At 52.8% G+C, this 19,233-nt stretch carries 16 protein-coding genes; 6 read left to right on the top strand and 10 right to left on the bottom strand.

Annotated features, from left to right (window positions below; translation table 11 throughout):
* The first annotated feature begins 101 nt into the window (after positions 1-101).
* Both PLA01S_RS20620 and PLA01S_RS20615 read left to right on the top strand, forming a co-directional pair.
* Positions 102-977: an arylamine N-acetyltransferase gene (locus tag PLA01S_RS20620; protein WP_164817480.1), complete on the top strand. Its 876-nt coding sequence runs from the start codon at positions 102-104 to the stop codon at positions 975-977.
* Between the two features lie 193 nt (positions 978-1,170).
* Entirely contained in the window at positions 1,171-2,421 is a 1,251-nt protein-coding gene (locus PLA01S_RS20615) for an MFS transporter (RefSeq protein WP_127593825.1), read from the top strand.
* Between the two features lie 241 nt (positions 2,422-2,662).
* On the opposite strand, the gene PLA01S_RS20610 is transcribed toward PLA01S_RS20615, so the two are convergent.
* On the bottom strand, positions 2,663-3,532 hold the full coding sequence (locus PLA01S_RS20610) for a helix-turn-helix domain-containing protein (RefSeq protein ID WP_371860442.1): 870 nt from the start codon (positions 3,530-3,532) through the stop codon (positions 2,663-2,665).
* A gap of 97 nt (positions 3,533-3,629) precedes the next feature.
* Here PLA01S_RS20610 and PLA01S_RS20605 point away from each other — a divergent pair, with 97 nt between their 5' ends.
* Positions 3,630-4,403, top strand: a complete 774-nt coding sequence (locus tag PLA01S_RS20605; protein ID WP_100539863.1) for a sugar phosphate isomerase/epimerase family protein — start codon at positions 3,630-3,632, stop codon at positions 4,401-4,403.
* Between the two features lie 25 nt (positions 4,404-4,428).
* Positions 4,429-5,448: a Gfo/Idh/MocA family protein gene (locus PLA01S_RS20600; RefSeq protein ID WP_071222294.1), complete on the top strand. Its 1,020-nt coding sequence runs from the start codon at positions 4,429-4,431 to the stop codon at positions 5,446-5,448.
* A 143-nt stretch (positions 5,449-5,591) separates the two neighbouring features.
* Here the strand turns inward: PLA01S_RS20600 and PLA01S_RS20595 are convergent, their stop codons facing one another.
* The 8 genes from PLA01S_RS20595 to PLA01S_RS20560 form a co-directional block, all read right to left on the bottom strand.
* On the bottom strand, positions 5,592-6,503 hold the full coding sequence (locus tag PLA01S_RS20595) for a glycoside hydrolase family 43 protein (RefSeq protein WP_127593823.1): 912 nt from the start codon (positions 6,501-6,503) through the stop codon (positions 5,592-5,594).
* 24 nt (positions 6,504-6,527) lie between these two features.
* A complete protein-coding gene (locus PLA01S_RS20590) occupies positions 6,528-8,174 on the bottom strand; it encodes an MGH1-like glycoside hydrolase domain-containing protein (protein WP_127593822.1) in 1,647 nt (548 codons plus the stop codon).
* Between the two features lie 21 nt (positions 8,175-8,195).
* Positions 8,196-9,512: an ABC transporter substrate-binding protein gene (locus tag PLA01S_RS20585; RefSeq protein ID WP_127593821.1), complete on the bottom strand. Its 1,317-nt coding sequence runs from the start codon at positions 9,510-9,512 to the stop codon at positions 8,196-8,198.
* A gap of 74 nt (positions 9,513-9,586) precedes the next feature.
* On the bottom strand, positions 9,587-10,426 hold the full coding sequence (locus tag PLA01S_RS20580) for a carbohydrate ABC transporter permease (protein ID WP_127593820.1): 840 nt from the start codon (positions 10,424-10,426) through the stop codon (positions 9,587-9,589).
* 5 nt (positions 10,427-10,431) lie between these two features.
* On the bottom strand, positions 10,432-11,346 hold the full coding sequence (locus tag PLA01S_RS20575; RefSeq protein WP_127593819.1) for a carbohydrate ABC transporter permease: 915 nt from the start codon (positions 11,344-11,346) through the stop codon (positions 10,432-10,434).
* A 123-nt stretch (positions 11,347-11,469) separates the two neighbouring features.
* Positions 11,470-13,068 carry a response regulator gene (locus tag PLA01S_RS20570; RefSeq protein WP_127593818.1) on the bottom strand — a complete coding sequence of 533 codons (1,599 nt, stop codon included), beginning with the start codon at positions 13,066-13,068 and terminating at the stop codon, positions 11,470-11,472.
* Positions 13,043-14,860, bottom strand: a complete 1,818-nt coding sequence (locus tag PLA01S_RS20565) for a cache domain-containing sensor histidine kinase (protein WP_127593817.1) — start codon at positions 14,858-14,860, stop codon at positions 13,043-13,045. Before PLA01S_RS20565 ends, PLA01S_RS20570 begins: the two co-directional genes overlap by 26 nt.
* Positions 14,861-14,976: 116 nt before the next feature.
* Positions 14,977-16,266 carry a Gfo/Idh/MocA family oxidoreductase gene (locus PLA01S_RS20560; protein ID WP_127593816.1) on the bottom strand — a complete coding sequence of 430 codons (1,290 nt, stop codon included), beginning with the start codon at positions 16,264-16,266 and terminating at the stop codon, positions 14,977-14,979.
* 125 nt (positions 16,267-16,391) lie between these two features.
* On the opposite strand from PLA01S_RS20560, the gene PLA01S_RS20555 reads away from it, so the two are divergent.
* Together PLA01S_RS20555 and PLA01S_RS20550 are read left to right on the top strand one after the other, a co-directional pair.
* Positions 16,392-17,258: an AraC family transcriptional regulator gene (locus tag PLA01S_RS20555; RefSeq protein WP_127593815.1), complete on the top strand. Its 867-nt coding sequence runs from the start codon at positions 16,392-16,394 to the stop codon at positions 17,256-17,258.
* Between the two features lie 220 nt (positions 17,259-17,478).
* The gene (locus PLA01S_RS20550; protein ID WP_127593814.1) at positions 17,479-18,585 is read left to right on the top strand and encodes a GIY-YIG nuclease family protein; all 1,107 of its coding nucleotides are present in this window, start codon (positions 17,479-17,481) and stop codon (positions 18,583-18,585) included.
* Between the two features lie 133 nt (positions 18,586-18,718).
* Here the strand turns inward: PLA01S_RS20550 and PLA01S_RS20545 are convergent, their stop codons facing one another.
* A complete protein-coding gene (locus tag PLA01S_RS20545; RefSeq protein WP_127593813.1) occupies positions 18,719-19,228 on the bottom strand; it encodes a hypothetical protein in 510 nt (169 codons plus the stop codon).
* Between the last annotated feature and the right edge of the window lie 5 nt (positions 19,229-19,233).

The raw sequence follows: 19,233 nt of genomic DNA, 5'->3' as shown, positions 1-19,233 counted from the left end.
CCATTTTTGTATAGATCAAACCGTCGTTCGTACGAGGTATTCAGATGCGAAATCTTTAAAATAGAGAATATATCAACATCTGATAAGGGAGCGTGAACCTCGTGACGGAGCAAGAGCGATTACCTGAATGGGCCACCGATTATTTGCAATATATTCAAGTTCCAGTAAAGGAACCTTCATTGGAATATTTGACTGAAATTTGCACCGCGCATCATCAGCGGATTCCTTTCGAGAACATGACTACGTTGCTGCAATATAAAGAGTATCATCAAAAAGGCAGGCTGGAGCAGGATGAGCGGAGGTTTGTAAATCAGCTTTGGCAGCTGAATGCGGGAGGTACTTGTTATATGATCAACAGCAGTCTTCATCAGCTGTTGAACCGGCTTGGTTTCCAAACCCGTTATACGTTGCTGGGCGGAGGGCATGTTGGATTGCTTGTTCGTCTGCCCAACGAAAGCGAAGAAGTGTACGTGGATTGTGGAAACTCCGCCCCTTTTTTCGAACCCGTTCGTTTGGAGACCGATCCCGATCATGTTTCCCGATATGCCGGGATTGAAGTCAGATTGCGCCAAGGGGATGAACCCGGAACGTATACGTACTATCGGTATGTGGATGGTCGGCTGCTGACAGAATTGGTTTGGTCATTCGATACGAGGAAAACGTATCAATTCGATGATTTCCAACCGGCCATTGCAGCCTATTTTAAACCGAATGATCTCTTCACCTCTTCATTACGCTGTCAGCTGTGGCAATTGGATCAGCAGCGCTCGCTGTCCCTGGTCGACAATGTGCTGAGTATCCGGCATGCAAACGGGAAGGTGGAAAAGCGTATTTTATCCGATCTCAGCGAGTTGCGAGAGGTCATCGATCAGGAGTTTCATCTTCCCAAGCTGCCTGTTGAAGATGCTGTGAAGGTTCTGCAGGAACTCGGCTATGATATTTTTAAGGGAAGCGTTATAACGAATTCCTTGGAGTAGATCGTTAGAAACATACACATTCATTCTGTCGATAAGTCGTCCCCTGGTTTGATCGTGGAACGATTGGAATGAGTACGACTCTATCTGTTACAGATATGCTACAATCTAACTAGTTATAGCGCTCGTGACTTCATTCAGCAGTGACTAATATACAATTAACCCGAAAAATACGGCGCTCAGATGGAGGTTAGAGATGAATCTCACCAACAATAAGAGTTACGTATTTTTCTGGTTAGCCTCCACCATTTCATATTTTGGCACGTATATAACCACACTTGCTCTCCAAGTGCTGGTGGTGGTTAACCTGGAAGGCAGTACCGTTGATGTGGGCTGGATCAATTCCTCGAGGTGGCTACCCTATGTGCTGCTGGGATTGGTGGCGGGAGTGATTATTGATCGCGTCAGTCGTCGGAACATCCTGGTACTGACCGATTTGGGACGGGGGATCTTGCTCGTAGCGATTTGCCTACTGGCATTGTTCGATGGAATTCATGTGGGCATTCTGATGATCATCATGATACTCTTCGGGACGATGTCGTTATTCAATGATGCTGCATCTCAATCTATTGTGCCCCAACTCGTGCCGAGAAGGTTGTTATTGCCCGCTTATGCACGGTTGGAGCAAAGCGCAGCCGTTGCGGAATCCAGCGGCCCCGCAGCTGCCGGTTTATTAGTCTCCATCATTACCGCTCCGTTTGCCATCTTGGTTAACGCAGCTTCGTATCTGTTTTCAGGGCTGGTTATGGCTTTCATTAAACATCAGCCCATGCAGGAAAAGGCCTCGAATGAACGCATAGTTGAATTGATAAAGGAAGGATTGCGCTGGGTTTACCGGCATCCGTTTCTTAGCACGCTGGCACTCAATACCCATGTGTGGTTTCTATTTAACAGTATGCTGGGTACGGTGCTGGTAACTTACGCTCTCACCGAATTAGGGTTTAATGCGTCAACCCTGGGACTGGTCATGACATCAGCCGGGATTGGCGCTGTTATAGGTACGACGTTATCAACCCGGGTCAGCAAGCGATTTGGAATTGGGCGCAGCATCACGTTTGCCAGACTTTTGTATGCACCTGCGGTCCTGTTCATGGTTCTGGCACCATCCACTGACGACGGTAATCTGTCGATTCAGACCTTCTTCTTGATCGGATTTGGGCAACTGTTTTATGGTTTTGCATTAGGTATTGAGGGTCCGATTGAGATGGGTTACCGGCAGACGATCACACCTGCGCACTTGCATGGGCGTATGAATGCCACCATGAGGTCTATCAACCGCAGTATGATCGTTATTGGAGCGCCTCTGGGTGGCTTAATCGCTGATGTATATGGATTTCGCACAGCATTAGGCGTTGTTATCACCGGACTGGCTGTAGTCGGAGTTTGGTTCGTGTTCTCACCGATGCGGGCTGCCCAGATGGATGATACGACGGATGTAAGTCATTAGATCGATACGTTATGCACGGTCATTGTGCCGTTACCTATGGAATTTTAGTGCTCCTTCGCACGATTTCAATTTCAACCACACACAGTACGGTTCTCGCTGCCGCCGGGGCCGCGATGCTATGAATGATATGGCCGGAAGAAGCATTTTGGAGAATATGTCGAGTTACTAAAGTGCAAAGCAGCCTAGCTCCTGCCTTCAAGGATGAGCATGGGCTGCTTCTTTATATTATAGAAGAAAAAAATCATCGGGGGCGTTTCTCCTGCCCCGGCCTTGCCGGCACCGTTGCCGTTTCCCTGAATTTGACCGGGGACACGCCATAGTTGGCTCGGAATACCCGGTGAAAATAGGAGTAGCTTGCGAAGCCGCAGGTTTCCGCGATTTCCTCCAGCGTCATCGTGCTGTATTTGATGCGCTCGACGGCTGCGTTCAGCCTGATCTCCAAGGCATACTGGATCATGGTTTTTCCGTAATACTCCTTGAACAGTTTAACCGCCCGGGATAAGCTGAGCCCGACATGGGAAGCAGCCTCCTCCAGTTTGAAGGTTAGGGTGGCATGCTCCTCCACGAATCGCTTCAGCCGCAGGGCGGTGAAGGCAAGGCGATCGGTCGGCTTGATTTCGGAAATGGCGCGGTCCAGGCAGAGGCAGAGACTGCGCAGCAGGTAGTCGGTCAGCTCCCCGATTTCCCCTTCAAGTCCGCGCCGCTTCTCCAGCAGCATCTGTCTCCATAGACCCAGCAAATAATCGTCGAGCCCGACATGACTGACGACAGGGCGGGGGATCCGATTCCACCAATCATCAATCCAGGAGCCATCGCAGAATATAAAATAATCCCCGCTGGACACGCGGCCATCCTCGCCGTCTTCCTTCACCCGCAGCTCGTATTCATCGCCGGGCTTCAGCAGCAGCAGGTCGCCTGCCTGCACGTGGTGCTCGATGCCGTTGCAGTAGATTTCGCAGGAGCCTTCGGTTTGGAGACGGAACAGATAAGTTGTCAAGCCGCCCCGATGGCTGTTGCTGAATTGCTGAAAGTGATAGGAATAGTCGCAAATGAGCAGCCTTGCTTCCATAATGGTAACAACCCCCAGTAAAAATATAAGCAGATAGTTCATGTTGCAGCAATATTGTTTATGTTCATTTTAGCCTATTTGCATGTATGATAGTAGCAGATAGAGCAGTAACTCATATTTGGAATCGAGGTGCGCTATAATGAGAAGAATGAACATTGGTTTGCAAATGTATACGCTGCGCGATGAAACGGCACAGGATTTCCGCGGTACGCTCCGCAAAGTGGCTGAATTGGGTTATGAAGGCGTGGAATTCGCAGGGTATGGAGACATTCCAGCCGAGGAAATGAAAACGCTTCTTCAAGAGCTTGGCCTGAAAGCGATCGGCAGTCACGTAGGCCTGCATCTGCTTCGTGCAGATCTGCAGAAGGAAATTGATTACCTGAAAACCATTGGCGCTAAATATATGATGTGTCCATATGTAGCCGAAGAAGATCGTAAAGATGCCGAGGATTGGAAGAACCTCTTCTCCTTCCTGGAGGAAGTAGGGGCTGAAGCTCGCAAGCAGGGATTGATCTTTGGATATCATAACCATGCATTTGAATTCGAAGCCGAGGTCGATGGCCAGTTCGTCTTTGATGCGATGTATTCCGCAACTACGCCGGAAGCCGTGCAAGTGGAGATGGACGTATGCTGGGTACAATTTGCCGGACAAGATCCGCTTGCCTACATTCCGAAATACGCTGGACGTCTTCCGCTGCTTCACCTGAAAGACTTCAGCAAGGATGCGGAAGGCAACATGAAGACGCTGGAGCTGAGCCAAGGCTCGGTTAACCTGCCAGGCGTCATTCAGGCTGCATCCGACGCAGGCACGGAGTGGCTGATCGTCGAGCAGGACGTATGTCAGAATCCGCCGCTGGTAAGCGTGGAGAACAGCATGAACTGGCTGAAGCAGAACTACCTGAACCAATTTTAATCTATTAGCACAAAGGAGACTTTCAATGAGTAAAATTAAAGTGGCTGTGTTTGGCTGCGGTGCAATCGCCCAGCGCAGACATATTCCTGAATATGCGAACAATGCTAACGTGGAGCTGGTTGCTTTTGCCGATCCGGTAAAGGAACGCGCTGAAGAGATGGCAGCCCAGTATGGCGGTAAAGCCTATACAGACTATCAAGAACTGCTGAAGAACGAGAAGCTCGACGCCGTTAGCGTATGTACGCCGAACTATCTGCATGCTCCAATGAGCATCGCGGCTGCGAATGCCGGCCTTCATGTGCTGGTGGAGAAGCCGATGGCAACAACGGCTGAAGAGGGAGAGCAAATGATCGAGGCAGCCCGCAAGAACGGGGTGTACCTGATGGTAGGCCACAATCAGCGTCTCATGCCTCCGCACGTAAAAGCGAAGGAAATTCTGGATTCCGGCAAGCTCGGAAAGGTGCTTACCTTCCGTACTTCCTTCGGCCACGGCGGTCCGGAGAGCTGGAGTCTGGACGGACGCGACAGCTGGTTCTTCCGCAAAGAAGAAGCGATTATGGGCGCTATGGGCGATCTCGGCGTGCATAAATCCGACTTTATCCGTTATTTGCTGAACGATGAAATCGTGGAAGTGGCCGGTTTCATCGGAACGGTCCATAAAGAAGGAACCGATGTGGACGACAACGCGACTTGCATCGTTCGCATGAAGAGCGGGGCCGTGGGCACGCTGATGGCAAGCTGGACGCATTACAGATCCGGCGATAACGGAACGGTATTGTGGTGCGAGAAAGGCGCCATGAAGATCGGTACCGTTAATGGTGACGAAGTGGTTGTGGAGCTGACCGACGGTACGGTGGAAACCTACAAGGTCGGCGCCATGGCAACTAATGAGAAGCAGGTTCCGAGCGGCGTCATCGACGCTTTTGTCGAATCCATTCTCACAAACACGCCTCCTAGCATTTCCGGTGAGGAAGGACTGCGTTCCTTGAACGTGATCCTGGGTGCATTCGAATCCCAAGAGACCGGTAAAATCGTGAAGCTGTAATAAATGAGTATAGAGGGAGGCCGTACGCGTACGGCTTCCCTTTGGTTTATACAGGATAGTAAAGCATGATTTCGGGATGCAAAAACCTATAAAAAAGGCCGCTCTGCCATCTTCATGGAGAGCGGCTTTTTCGTATAGAGATTTTACTCGGCCCTGCGTGTTTCCCGATACATCCCATCCAATTTGATGCTGTTTCCTTCCTCCACGACGGGGATAAAGATCGGCCGTTCATCCGGCGTCCGGTTCGGGGTATGCACGGTCAGCATCAGCTCCCCCTCCCAAGTACGGAACACCATGCCGTGCCCGCCGTCGCTGGAATATAAGGGTTCAGGCTCTTGAAGCCAGGGCCCCGTCAGCTTACCGGTTGGCGACTTGGCAACGCCGAGCGCGTAACGGCCGTCCACAAAGCTGGCCCATAACATGAGCAGACTTCCCGACGTTGTCCGGAACAGAAACGTGCCGTCCGTCACATAGTTGCTTGATCCGGGAAAGCGGGGCGAGTGGAACGGTGTGGCCCAATCGGCCTCGGAGGCGCAAAACAGGGTCACGGGCTCCGAGGCGGCCTCTGTGAGATCGGGACTCAGGCGCATGGCGCAGATCTCACCGTCGCCGACCTGCTGCCACTCGTGGCAGAACACCATCCACGGCTGATCCGCTTCGTCGATATACAGCGTGCCGTCCAGGGAACTCCAGTCCGCGGGGGTCACCGGCCCCTCGCTATGGAGGGAGAAGGGTCCTGTCGGCTGCTCCGCCGACAGCACCGCGGTGCCCAGCCGATCGTTATCTTTTCGGCGGAAGGTGGCAAACATGATGTAACGCCCATGGTACGGGTAAACTTCCGGCGCCCAGAAGTTCACGTCCGCGAAGAAGTCGTCCGGTTTGCGAAAGACCGTATAAGGGCCTTCCCAATCGCTTAGATCCCGGCTTATATAGACATCGAAGCCGGTTCCTTCTTGCCATATATTTTTGTCGGTGCTGCCGTACATATAGTATATTCGCTGTTCCGGATCAGGCAGTACGTAGGGGTCTCGCAGCTGAATGTCTCCAGTTTTCATGCGTAAGCGTTCACCTCCTTCAATTTAACGATAGGAAGGATAGATGATGCCGATATCCCTCTCCGTCTTCAAATCTCCGTCTGAATACAGCTGCATTTCATTGCCTTTGATCCGGATTGGTATGGACGTCCCTTGATAACGAAGCTCGCCTTCAATGGTGCGCACGCTCATGCCGATCACGCCCTCCAATTGTCCGCTGCGGTCCGTGACTAGCCGAATCCCGGCGGGGCCTTGAATATGAAAGCGGCCTTCCCGGAATACGGTAACGTTGTCCGGGGTATTCACCAGTTCGTAGTGCAGCCCGTTCACGGTTCGGCCATATGCCGTGTTTCCGGCGACTTCTTCGCCATGGTCCATATCGACCGGAAGTAGTCCCGTAAACCACAGCCGATTCGCTCCGATCGGCATAATGCCGCAGAGTCGTTCCACGTAATCCAGCAGACACAGAATGGAAGGGGAATACGTCTCGGTAAAGCCCTCTTCACCGGTCCAGGGGCTCAAGGTTTGCGAGAAGCGTTTCGCCTTGGACAAGGCGGACAGAATCGGCTGCAGTACCCAGGTCAGCTCGACATAGCGATGGTGATGTTCAAAGGCGTGCGGCGCCCGGATCAAGCTCAAGAAATTGGACGGACCGCCCCAGCTGTTATAAGAGGAGGATGGATCGAACCGCGGATCGTCCATCGCCAGGGACGTAAACGGATATTTGGCGAAGAATTTGCTCGTATTCAGCAAATACCGGCGCAGCATGTCGTCAAACAGCCCGCGGTCGCCCACTTCGCAGGCCATCACACGCAGCAGCACGTCGGATTGAACCCTGACCAGCTCGTCGTTCCGATCCCGGTCGTAGAAGAATTGATCCTCCTCGTCATAACAGTAGCGGAGGAGGTTATCCAGGCTGGCTTTGGCTTTGGCCCTCCAATCGGCTCCGGATTCGCCGAGCTCTTCGGCCATGCGGGCCAAATACATGCGCTGGCAGTAGATGTTGGCGGTCAAATCCGGTGCCAGGAAGGGCAGAACCGGGGAGTCCGGGTGGAAGGCGGCGGCATCATTCCTATAGGGCGTATCCGGAACATGCCAGAACCTGGGCGACAGATCATGCCCGGTATCAAAGGTGCTGAAAGCCTCCACGCAGCCGGTCCCCCGGCTGTTGCGGTAACGCGCGATCCAGTCGTCGTAACGTGACATGGCTTGGTACATGGTCTTCAGGAAGGGGAGATCCCTTCCATGAAGCTCGTAGTGGTTCCAGACGCAGCGCGCCAGCGGCGTGACGAGCTGGATCTGGCGGAACGACGGCCCGTTCTCCGTCAGTTTATAAGGGAGCAGCCCATCCTCTCTTTGCTGATCCGCAAACGCCAGGTAGGTTGTTTTCGATACCGAGGGGATCAGTCGCGATAGCAGTTCCACGTTGATGGTGCCGGTGCTCTCTAGCCAGCAGCCGAGATAGATTCCTCCTTCTTGCAGGATCGGATCGCTGCCGTTCATCGGCACGATGCAGGCCAGCAGCTTCTCCAGTGCGGTATAATAAGCCGCTTCCAGCCGGCCGCCCGATGCCGCGAATCGGACGCCAGTCGTCTGCCACTCCCACAGCAGTTTTCCGTCTTCCGGTTTACCCGGCTGCACCCGGTCCGGTATCGAAATCCGGTGCAGCCGGTCCAGCATAGCTTCTGTCATGTCCGCCTCCTTGAAAGCTGGTTATTGATTCGATTCAAATATGCGCACGGTGCCGTTGTAGAAGTCCGCAACGGCCTGCTCCACGTTTTTCCGGCCGAATCCGATCTCCTGGGTCGTCGTCTGGGCCAGTTTGGAGAACTCGGCAAATCCCGGCGGATTATAACTCACGTCAAAAGGCTCGGTCTTCGTAGCTTCCGATACGAGACTCGTGTAATTGTACACAATCTCTTCCACAGGCCCTGCTTCTTCCTGGAGCAGGTTGCGGTTGGTTTCCGTCACCGGCACGCCGCGGTCGTTGCCGAGGATTTTGGCCGCTTCGGGATCGTTGATCCAGAAGTCCATGAGCGTGGCGACTTCCTTCGGATGTTTGGTGTTGGCATATCCGGATAGTCCTTGGCTGGACTCGAATACAACGCCCGTACCCTTTGGACCTCTAGGTACCGGATGGAGAATAAGCGGATCTTCCGTCAGGCTCTGGAACGCAGCCAGCTGATTGGAAGGGAGGAGGCTCATGGCCGCTTTGCCTGTAATCAGCAGGGATTTGCTGGTATCATCGTGCGGATTGGACACCTGCAGTTCAGGCGTAACGACACCGCCGGCTTTCGAGGCCTGTTCCCAATACTCGAACCATTCCTGAATGTCTTCCTTCGCGAAGCCGAGCTTTCCGTTCTCCATATCATACAGCTGTTTTCCGCGCTGCTTCAGGAAGATATCCATTCCGTCGACGGTGAAATTATAGGTGCCGTATACGCCGTCGCCGAGCTTGTCGGACAGTTCTTTGCTGATGGCGGCGAATTCCTCCCAATCCCAATCCTGCTCCGGCAGAGGAATGCCTGCCTTTTCAAACAGCGCCTTGTTGATGACGATTCCCCGGGCGTTTGCCCCGGCCGAAATATGCTGCAGCTTCCCGTCCAGACGGCCGTATTCCACCATGGTGGCATCCATGCCGTCCAGCTTCAGTTCGCTGCCGACATACGGATCCAGGTTCAGCAGCACATCTTTTTTGGCATAGTCCACCACGTTTCCGCCCAGGAAGAAGATATCCGGCGCGGTGCCGGAAGCCAGCTGGGTGTTCAGCTTGTCGAAATATCCGGAGGAAGGCGAGAATTCGCCGACGATTTTAATGTTTGGGTGTTTGTCCTGGAACACCTTCAGGGCTTCGTTCGTAATATCGGCCCGTTTCTGGTCGCCCCACCACATCATGCGCAGCTCGACCTGGCCGCCCGGCTCGGTCCCTGCGTCCGTACTCCCGCCTTCTCCCGTGTGATCCGTTCCGGAACAAGCGGTGACGAACAACAGGAGCGAAGCCAACATGCCAACGAAACATTTTTTTAACATTGATAATCCCCCAGTCTAATCATAATTTAATCATTTGCAGCACGCTTTCGTACGATGACAGGCAGCTTCTAAAACTACTTCAGGCCGGTCGTGGCAATGCCTTCGAGAAAATACCGTTGAAACACGAGAAAGATGATCGTCACAGGCAGCAGCGACAGCGTGGACATGGCGAGCAGCGCTCCCCAATCCGATTGCCCCGAAGGATCGAACAGGGATCGGATCCCCAGCTGTACGGTGAATAAATCAATCTTGCTTAAATAGATCATCTGGCTGAAGAAGTCGTCCCAGCTCCAGATGAAGGTGAAGATGGCCGTCGTAATCAGTGCAGGAACGAGAAGCGGCACCACGATGCGGAAGAAGATCTGCGATTGTCCGCAGCCGTCGATGGTCGCGCTCTCGTCAAGCTCCCGTGGAATGCCGCGGATGAACTGAACCATCAGCAGAATGAAGAAGGAGTCATGCGCCAGCCATTTGGGCAGAATGAGCGGAAAATACGTATTGATCCAATGAAGTTCGTTATACAGAATGTATTGGGGCACGAGCGTTACGTGGTAAGGCAGCATAATCGTCACTAGCATGATGCTGAACCACAGGCCTTTGAATTTGAACTTCAATCTGGAGAAGGCATAGGCTGCAAGGGAACAAGAGACGATGTTCCCGATGACGCTCATGACCGAGATCAGCACGGAGTTGCTGAAGAACCGGCCGAAGGAAATGCCCTGGAGCCCGCTCCAGCCGTTCACGTAATGATCCAGCGTGAAGGCAGTCGGAATGAGGCTGCTGTTGGTAAAGATGAGATGATTCGGTTTAAACGAGCTGAAGATGAGCCATAGAACCGGATACAGCATGAGCAGGCCAAGGAGGATAATGGCGGCATGCCTTCCGGCTTGAACCAGTTGTCGCTTAAGCGGCATATCCATTACCTCCCTTCCTGGTTATCCCCGTAGAAGACCCAGAATTTTGATGTAAGAAAAACGATCCCGGTGAACACCCCGATAATGACCAGCATGATCCATGCCAGGGCCGAGGCATAACCCATATCGAAGAACGAGAAGCCTTTCAGATACAGGTACAAGGTGTAGAACATCGTGGCGTCGAGCGGTCCTCCCCGCCCATCTCCGATGACATAGGCCGGCGTGAAGGCTTGGAACGAATTGATCATGCTCATGATCAGATTGAAAAAGATAACGGGTGACAGCATCGGCAGCGTGATGCCGAAGAATTGGCGGATCTTTCCGGCACCATCTACACCGGATGCTTCATATAAATCAGTCGGAATCTGTTTCAGACCGGCAAGAAAGATGACCATGGCCGATCCGAACTGCCAAACGGACAGCGTGATAATCGTATACACCACATAGTCGGGGTGGGCGATCCACGAGGGGCCCGTGATGCCGAACCAGCCGAGGAACTGATTGACCAGTCCGCTGCCGTCAAAGATTTGGCGCCAAACGATGGCAATGGCGACGCTGCCTCCCAATAGGGAGGGGATGTAATATATGGTCCGGTAGATGCCGAGTCCGCGTATGCCCTTGTTCAATGCCATGGCGATCAGCAGCGCGAACGCAAGTCTCAGCGGTACGGATAAGAACACGTAGTAGAATGTCAGCCACAAGGATCGTTGAAACGTATCGTCTTCGGTAAAAATCTGAACATAATTGCTGAGTCCGGTCCAAGTCGGCGATGACAGCAGGTTGAATTTGGTCATGGACAAGTATAGCGATGCAATCATCGGCCCCAGCGTCAGACAGAAGAAACCGATGAGCCAAGGCAGAAGAAACAAGTAGGCTGTCTTATTCTGCTGGCCGTATAAGGGCTTGGACAACTTTCTCATAATGTGCCTCCCTTCAGGATGGATGAGAATGGGCGGTTACCTTGTGGATTGAAGCCGCTTACAATCAGTGTGGCAGTGCGCCTAATAAACTCATCATACCGGGGAAGGAGAGAGGCCGGAATCTCATTTCTTCGGATTATCGTGTTCGATTTTTTCGGATTGCGACAGTCGGAACTCGGAAGGGCTTTGATTGAACATTTTTTTGAATTTGGAGCTGAAATAGCCGGGTGAAGAGAAGCCCGTCAGCTCGGCTATATCCCATACCGTCAATCGGGTCTCCTGCAGCAGGCGTACGGCGTGTTTCATCCGAACTTCCGTAACGTACTGAATAAACGAGACGCCAGCCCCTTCCTTGAACATTTCCGAGAAGTAGGTAGGGTGGTAGTTATACTGCTCGGCCAGCGAGGTCAGCGACAATTCCTGCATGTAATTCTCCTCGATATACCGCTTGGCGGATTCAATCAGGGTAGCGCCTCTGTCTCCGGATTCCTGGTGCTGGTCCACAAAATCCTGTGCCCATTGCATCAGCAGACGTTCCGCCAGCTCCGGGGTTTCCAGCCATAAAACCCATTCGGGTGAAATCCATAGAGGCTCCCCTCCCTGTGAACGCCGTACGTTGTCGACGGAGGCGGATTCCATAATCAGCGTGATTTGAAAAAGGCTCCGTACCAAGCGGGAAGGCGATAGCCGGAATGCCTCACGCAGCTCCCTCCGGATCATGCTGCGGAAGGATTCCAGCTCGCCCCGGATCAGGCAGCGATGAAGCGCTCGGCTTGTTTCCTCCGGCAGCAACGGACTTTGGTCGGTTACGGGGGTCCGATCCGGTCCGTTCTGGTGTCCCGCCAGATTCCAGGCCAAGAGGGAATGGATATAACCCTCTTTCCAGCGTTCAAGTCCCAGGACGGGCAGCCCTAATCCCACCTGCACCTCCACGGTTAAATACGATGACGCTTGCGCGGCGAGTTTGTCCGCGAATTCATGCTGAATGCCGTCAAGCGCAATGAAATGCATGATGCCGGGATGAGCTGCATCATGAAACACTTGAACGCCGTCCGGATAAGACTCGGCGATTTCATGGCAGACCAATTCGAACGGAAGGCGGAGCTGCTCGGGCGCGCGGCCTTGGGGCGCCTTCTGCATGCCGGATTCCCTCATGCCTGCGGTGATGAAGCATACGCGGCAGTCCTGCCAATCCTCCAGGTGGAACAGTCGAATCCGTTCCGGCAGGGAAGAGGGGGGCAGGCGGTTGCCGCGCACGAGATCCAGCAGGAAGCGTTCCTTCATTTCTTTGTAATACTGGGATAGCCGCCACTGCATCATTTCCGAATCGTCCCGTACCTTGCGGTTCTTATCCAATTCCTGTTTGATTTTGTTTACGGCGGATTTCAGATCGTCCCGGGTGACGGGCTTCAGCAAGTAATCCATGGCCTGGCTGCGGACGCCCGCTCTGGCGTATTGGAAATCCTCGTATCCGGTAATGATGATGATCTGGATGGACGGATTGTAGCTCCGGCAAATGTCCAGCAGCTGGACGCCGTCCATAACGGGCATGTTCATGTCGGTAATGAGCAGGTCATACGAATGGGATTTCATGAGCTCTTCGGCTTCCAGGCCGTTCGCGGCCTCCCCCGAAATGGCAAAGCCCATGCTTTCCCAGTCGACTTTCAGCTTCAGCCCTTCACGAACCTCGATCTCGTCATCTGCGATCAATACGTTGTACATGATATTCCTCCTGTACCGGTAGAATCAGTTCGATGCATGTGCCCGCTTCGTTCCCGTTCCGGATATGAACGGCAAATAAGTCGTCGTAATGCAAGCGGCAGCGTGCAATCACGTTGCCGAGTCCAATGTGCCAGCTCTCGCTTCGGAGGATCGGCTCCAATTGCGAGGCCGCCGCGGGATCCTGGAGCTTGCGGATGATCTCGGGGGGCATGCCGGGACCGTTATCCGCGACGTGGAGATGCAGGCGGTTGACCTGCCTGCTGATCCGGATGTTCACCTGTGCCGTGGTCTGATGCTGAAAGCTGTATTTAACCGCATTCTCGATCAAGGGCTGGAGAATGAACTTGATTATCACCAGTGAATCCAGTCTGCCTTCCTCGTGGACGGTGATGTCGAGTTTATGACCGAAGCGGGTTTGCAAAATGGAGATATAGCGGCGGACATAAGCCAGCTCTTCGGCTAGGGGGACTCGGTCGTCGCTGGTATTCATGGAGAAGCGTATCATTTTGCCCAGGTCCTCGATCACCTGCACGGTATCGTCCGTCCGGCGCTGCATGGCAAGACTGCTCACCAGCTCCAGGGTGTTAAACATGAAATGGGGATTGATCTGCATGAGCAGCGCTTTATATTCCGCTTGCTGGCGGAGCAGCTTCAGCTCGAATTCGTTCTGGATATGCTGCCGCAGGCGGCTGACCATATAGCGGAAGGTGGAGATGACGTAACTGACCTCGCTTTTTACGTTTTTGTCAGGAGGAAGAAGGGACTCGGCCTGGTCGAAGGCTCCGCGCTGCACCTGCCTCATCGCCAGAACCAGGCGCGTTAAAGGCTTGGTGACGCCATAGGAAAGCCATGCGGCGGCAAACAGAGAGACCAAGATCAGAACGACCGTGACCACCATAATCGTGCTCTGAAGCTTGTGAAGAGAGGAGTACAGCTCCTTTTCCGGCGCCAGGCCGGCCAGCATCCAGCCGGTGCGTCCCAGCTTTTTGTAAACCAGAATGTCTCGCTGTCCCTCATCGTTGGTTAGATAGACGACGCCCGATTTCAGCGGGCCGTTTCGAATGCGATCGATCTCCGATAGAGCTCCGGCGCCGAGTTCATGTGCCTGCTGGGATAGAATCGGGCTTCCTTGCTCGTTCAACAGAAAAATCGTGCTGTTCTTGGCCAGATGGATCCGGCTGAGCGGCTCCAGAAAATAAGACTCGCTGACGTTAACCTTCATCACGTTCTGGGCCGTGGCATGATGGAAGGTTCCGATGGGCATCAGCAGGCTGACGACGGGATTACCGTGATCCCGGACGCGTTCATGTTGATCCATATGCGCTGGCAGCCATCGGTCCCCGGACGCGAAGAAGTTTGTGTACCACGATTCCCGCAAAAAGGCAGGGTCACTTTCGACTTGGTTCTCGCCGCCGATCCGAAGCCCGCTGCGCCGGTAGATGGATACATCGGAGATACTGGTGTAGCTGTTGGTCGCCTGGGTCAGGAAGCGGCTCATGGCAAGGTTGGCGAGCATTTTCTCCCCTTCGGGCAGCAGCGGGTCGCCGATGGCGTTATCCCAGTTCTTGGCCGTGTCACTGTTGAAGACCAGGGAAGCGACATCATAAATTTGCATCTGGACCATATCCACATAGGAACCGTATTCCTCCATCTTTTCAAGAGCCGAGGATTCGATGTAGGAGCGGATCACGGTGCGTGATTCCGTAAACAGCAGGAAGGAGAGCGTGCCGAAAGAGAGGACGAAGAGTGCGACGATAAAAGCGATCAGACGGCTTTTTAATGAGAAGAACATCGATTTCCTCCTTTACGAAAAGTGGATTTCAAGGCGGTCTGCGACATGTGAAAAAAGGCTGCGCGAAAATACGCAGCCTTTGATTGGAAAAGTTGCTTGAAGCCGCCTTGTACGGCTTAGAAACGAACCAGATTGTTGATTCGTACAGGCATACCGGTTGCGATGGCGCGGTTGGCTGCAATTCCTGTTAGTATGGATCTCGCTCCATCGATATGGTTGGCCGCACGGGCGTACGGATCTTCCACGGGTTCCCCGAACAGATCATTCAGGAGAACGGGGTCGCCTCCGCCATGCCCGCCTTTTTGCTCTTCGACGTGAACCTCGTACGGGGCATCGAACATCGGAAGCACCCGCAGCGTTTTGCCGATTAACGCGCCTTCTTGGTTCTTGTCGCCCAGCGAATTCACGTAGGATTGTTCAACAATGTTCATCTCAATCCGGCCTTTGGTGCCGTTGATAGCGATGCGATATCCTTCCCACGGCTGGTAAGCGACTAGCGAATACGTCAAAATGGCTTTGTTCTGATATCGCACGAGGACACCCATCGTATCCTCAATGTTGATGCCGTCCCCGAAGACGCTCTGATCCCGCTGATAGCCATCTTCCGGCTCAGCATCCAGATACATGGCTTTGAGATGCGCATCGGAATCCAGATGGAGCGCGAAAGGATCCTCCTTCGCAACCTTGTTGCCGGTGGCACGATTGTAAAATTGCGTTACGCCCCGTGCTTCGGCATTCTCTCTACCATAGTACATGAGATCTCCAAATGCGAAAACGGTTTCAGGATGCGAGCCGATCCAGAAATTGACTAAGTCGAAGTGATGGGTGGATTTATGGACGAGCAGTCCGCCGCTGTTCCGCTTGTCCCGGTGCCAACGCCGGAAGTAATCCGCTCCGTGGCGGGTATTCAGCAGCCATTCGAAGTGAACCGAGGTCACCTGGCCGATGGTATCATTCATGATTAACTCCCGTACCTTGGTATGGTGGGGAGCGTAACGGTAGTTGAAGGTGACCCTGATATTTTGTCCGGTCCGCTTGGCGGCATCCAGGATGGCTTGGCATTTCTCCTCGTCGATCGTCATTGGCTTCTCGGTCACGACATCGCATCCAAGCTCCATCGCGCGGATAATGTACTTGTGATGGGTCCGGTCGATGCTCGTGACAATGACGAAGTCGGGCTTCTCGTTCTCGATCATCTGGTCGAATTGGTCCGCCGGATAGGTAGGCACCTCGGTGTACTTATATTTTTCCCGCAGCAGCTGATTCGCATAATTCATGCGGGTTTGGTTAATATCGCAAAAGGCAGCAAGCTCGGATTTGTCGCGGAAATTCCGGGCCAAGGCGCCATAAAAAAATTCGGCTCGGCCGCCAGTTCCGACCAATACATAGCGTTTCTTGTCACTCATCTCTATCGCCTCCTTGAATATAGCTCTAGCCTATAACAAGGGAGCACTGCTTTCGCCGCATTTTATGCGTAATCGCTTTCAAATGCCGCATATTTTGCTATAATCCAAGAAAAGGGGGCAGCGACATGACGAAGCCGTTTCGAGCGGACTACCATGATCCCACCGGATATTTGGACATTGAATATGACCGTCGCATTGGATATTTCTCGATGACGGTTGACCATCTTCACGGTCATTATGAGCTGTATTACCTGTTATCGGGTGAGCGGATCTACTTCATTAAGGACCGTTCTTACCGGGTCCGGGCCGGTGATCTTGTTTTCGTGGACCGGAACGCCGTTCATAAGACGCTGGACAGCGGCCGGCCCGATCATGATCGGCTTGTCCTTTATATAAGCCCGGAGTTGTTCGCGGAACTGGCCGTGCCGCCTGATCTGGCCGAAGGGCTGAAGGAGCCGTTCGGCTGGGATGTTCCGATTTTAAGGCTTCCTTCGCCCGCAGGTGAAGTCGTGGAGCGAATGGTCGGCGAAATGGTGAATGAGATGATCCATCCCCAAGCGGGAAGCAGCTGGCTGCTTCGGCACCGAACGGTCGAATTGCTGCTCTTCGCCTACCGCAGCCGGCATCTGGGCACGGTTCGTTCCGCCGATACCGAGCCCATTCTTCATCCGAAGACCCAGGCGGTCGTCCGGTATCTTAATGACAACTACCAGAAGGCCTTAACGCTGCCCGAGATAGCGGAGGCGTTCCGAATCAGCCCGCACTATCTCAGCCGGCTGTTCAAGCAGACGACGGGTTTTACCTTTAGCGATTATCTCAACCTCCTTCGGGTTAAGGAAGCGCAGCGCCTCCTGCGGGAGAGCGATGATTCCATCACGGATATCGCCATGCGCTCGGGATTCAACAACTTCTCCCACTTTGGGAAGATGTTCAAGCGGGCGGTTCAGATGTCACCGAGGCAATATCGGCAGCAGTATCGAATGCGAAGTTAGAGGGATCTGGTTATGTCTTCTTTCTGGTTCACTAGAAAAAGCTGTATTGAAATGATAGTCTCGGGTAATAGAGACTGTAGCCCTAGTCCCTAATAGAGGCACCACGTCCATCGAGTTGGATCAGCCCGTGACTGTGGTGCTTTTTGATGTGCATATGGTATCTTGGAAGTGAACGAAAACGCCATGTTTGATAGATTCGTTGAGAGGATCGACAGTCAAAATGAAAACAAAAATACAAGAGTTGCCGCTGTCACCGGGCGTATATCTTATGAGAGATTCGCGGGGAACGGTCATTTACGTTGGCAAATCCAAAAGTCTCAAGAAGAGAGTACAATCGTATTTTTACAACAATAAATCGCATTCCCCAAAAGTGAAGAGGCTGGTTCAGCATGTCAAAGACCTGGAGCATATCGTCACCGACACGGAGTTTGAGGCGTTCATGCTGGAATGCAGGCTTATTCAGGACATAAAGCCGATGTATAACCGCAAGATGAAAAATCCGCTAGGTTATAGTTATATCGTATTGCGGCAAAAGCGAGATTGGCGATGGCTGGAAATTACAGATACACTGGATGAAGGCGGTACTGACCGGTCTCGTTTTTTCGGCCCCTATACAGCCAGTAGACATAGTCTTGAACATGCAGTGCAAAAGGTTAAGGAATGCTGTAAAATCGCCTGTAATCATACACCTGCCGCTTCTTCGGCAAATACTCCCTGCTTGAATTATTCGATTGGCCTCTGTCTTGGCAAGTGTCTTGGCGGCGAAACCGCGCGGCAATTTGATGAAATCATGGATCGATTCATTGCTCTGCTTCAAGGGGACGACCGAAGTTTATATGATGAAATGGAGCGAAACATGCTCGACGCCGCAGAGCGTTTCGATTTTGAGCAGGCTGCAAAATACAGGGACGGCATGGAGGCGGTGAACCTGCTCTTAAGTAAACGGCATGTGATCGAGTTTGCCGAAGAGAATCACAGCATTGTTGTCTACGAGTATTTAAACGAAGAAACGATCAAGTTATTCCTGATTAAGGGGAACGTTGTGCTGCACAGCGAGCGATGCTCTGTGGCTGCAACAGTGGACATTGAATCGTTGAGGCAGAGGGTCAAAGCCTGGATTCTCAGCTATTTCACGAGGGATATGGAATGCGATGCTGTCGAGGTTACCCGGGAAGATATCGATGCTGCACAAATCATCTACAGCTATTTGCAGAGCAGCGCCTGCTGCTATCTTGTTCTTCAGGATTCATGGATCGAAGACGGAGGGGAGCTTGCTATGGAGGCTGCACTGCGGGATTTTTTGAATAATTATGTTGTGTCATCTTAATTTGAGAATGAACCGGGCTGCTGCAGCCCGGTTTTTTATCGCCCATAAATCTCCAATCTTATTTTGAGGAGACGTTATCCCGCTGGGCGGAGATTGTATCGTAGGAAAGCTATCAGCAACACATCTATGATGATTAAGGTTTATTGAAAAATCGCCCCATCGGCATCTCCCTCGTAAACGTGATGCCCCCATACTTATATTTCACTTCAATTTGGGTGATGGGCTCATCGTTATAAAGACGGATGCCGTAATTAAGCGGAATCCGCGAACCTTGATTGAGCGCAGCTCTCTTCTCATCCGGCATGAGCTCGGGCTTTAGCGGCAGCTCCCGAATATCCACGAATTCGATATCGGGATCTTCATCAAGGCCCTCGCCGCCGACCAGATGAAGGGAATAACTGACGCCCAGCTCGGCCTTGGCTGGCTTCATGCCATCATTCACCCGCACGTCCAGCAGCTCCACATCGGCGAATCCTTCATTGATCACCTCGAAGATCAGGGCATTTTCATCCGTAAAGGATGTAAATCCACCCACCTTGATGGGCGTGGGGCGAAGGAATAGCAGGAATAGAAGGATGGCCGAGAGGAGCAGCCCCAGGCCCAAATAGCAGAGCCTGCGGAGAGGTTTGGATTTTATTTTCATGGTTG

The organism is Paenibacillus lautus NBRC 15380, assembly GCF_004000945.1.
Classification (GTDB): domain Bacteria; phylum Bacillota; class Bacilli; order Paenibacillales; family Paenibacillaceae; genus Paenibacillus_AQ; species Paenibacillus_AQ lautus.
This window is presented reverse-complemented; position numbering and strand designations above follow the sequence as displayed.

Bases quoted from the DNA above. Each gene is read 5' to 3' on its own strand.
- PLA01S_RS20615 (WP_127593825.1), top strand. From the start codon at position 1,171: ATGAATCTCACCAACAATAAGAGTTACGTATTTTTCTGGTTAGCCTCC.
- PLA01S_RS20610 (WP_371860442.1), bottom strand. From the start codon at position 3,532: ATGAACTATCTGCTTATATTTTTACTGGGGGTTGTTACCATTATGGAA.
- PLA01S_RS20605 (WP_100539863.1), top strand. From the start codon at position 3,630: ATGAGAAGAATGAACATTGGTTTGCAAATGTATACGCTGCGCGATGAA.
- PLA01S_RS20600 (WP_071222294.1), top strand. From the start codon at position 4,429: ATGAGTAAAATTAAAGTGGCTGTGTTTGGCTGCGGTGCAATCGCCCAG.
- PLA01S_RS20595 (WP_127593823.1), bottom strand. From the start codon at position 6,503: ATGAAAACTGGAGACATTCAGCTGCGAGACCCCTACGTACTGCCTGAT.
- PLA01S_RS20590 (WP_127593822.1), bottom strand. From the start codon at position 8,174: ATGACAGAAGCTATGCTGGACCGGCTGCACCGGATTTCGATACCGGAC.
- PLA01S_RS20585 (WP_127593821.1), bottom strand. From the start codon at position 9,512: ATGTTAAAAAAATGTTTCGTTGGCATGTTGGCTTCGCTCCTGTTGTTC.
- PLA01S_RS20580 (WP_127593820.1), bottom strand. From the start codon at position 10,426: ATGCCGCTTAAGCGACAACTGGTTCAAGCCGGAAGGCATGCCGCCATT.
- PLA01S_RS20575 (WP_127593819.1), bottom strand. From the start codon at position 11,346: ATGAGAAAGTTGTCCAAGCCCTTATACGGCCAGCAGAATAAGACAGCC.
- PLA01S_RS20570 (WP_127593818.1), bottom strand. From the start codon at position 13,068: ATGTACAACGTATTGATCGCAGATGACGAGATCGAGGTTCGTGAAGGG.
- PLA01S_RS20565 (WP_127593817.1), bottom strand. From the start codon at position 14,860: ATGTTCTTCTCATTAAAAAGCCGTCTGATCGCTTTTATCGTCGCACTC.
- PLA01S_RS20560 (WP_127593816.1), bottom strand. From the start codon at position 16,266: ATGAGTGACAAGAAACGCTATGTATTGGTCGGAACTGGCGGCCGAGCC.
- PLA01S_RS20555 (WP_127593815.1), top strand. From the start codon at position 16,392: ATGACGAAGCCGTTTCGAGCGGACTACCATGATCCCACCGGATATTTG.
- PLA01S_RS20550 (WP_127593814.1), top strand. From the start codon at position 17,479: ATGAAAACAAAAATACAAGAGTTGCCGCTGTCACCGGGCGTATATCTT.
- PLA01S_RS20545 (WP_127593813.1), bottom strand. From the start codon at position 19,228: ATGAAAATAAAATCCAAACCTCTCCGCAGGCTCTGCTATTTGGGCCTG.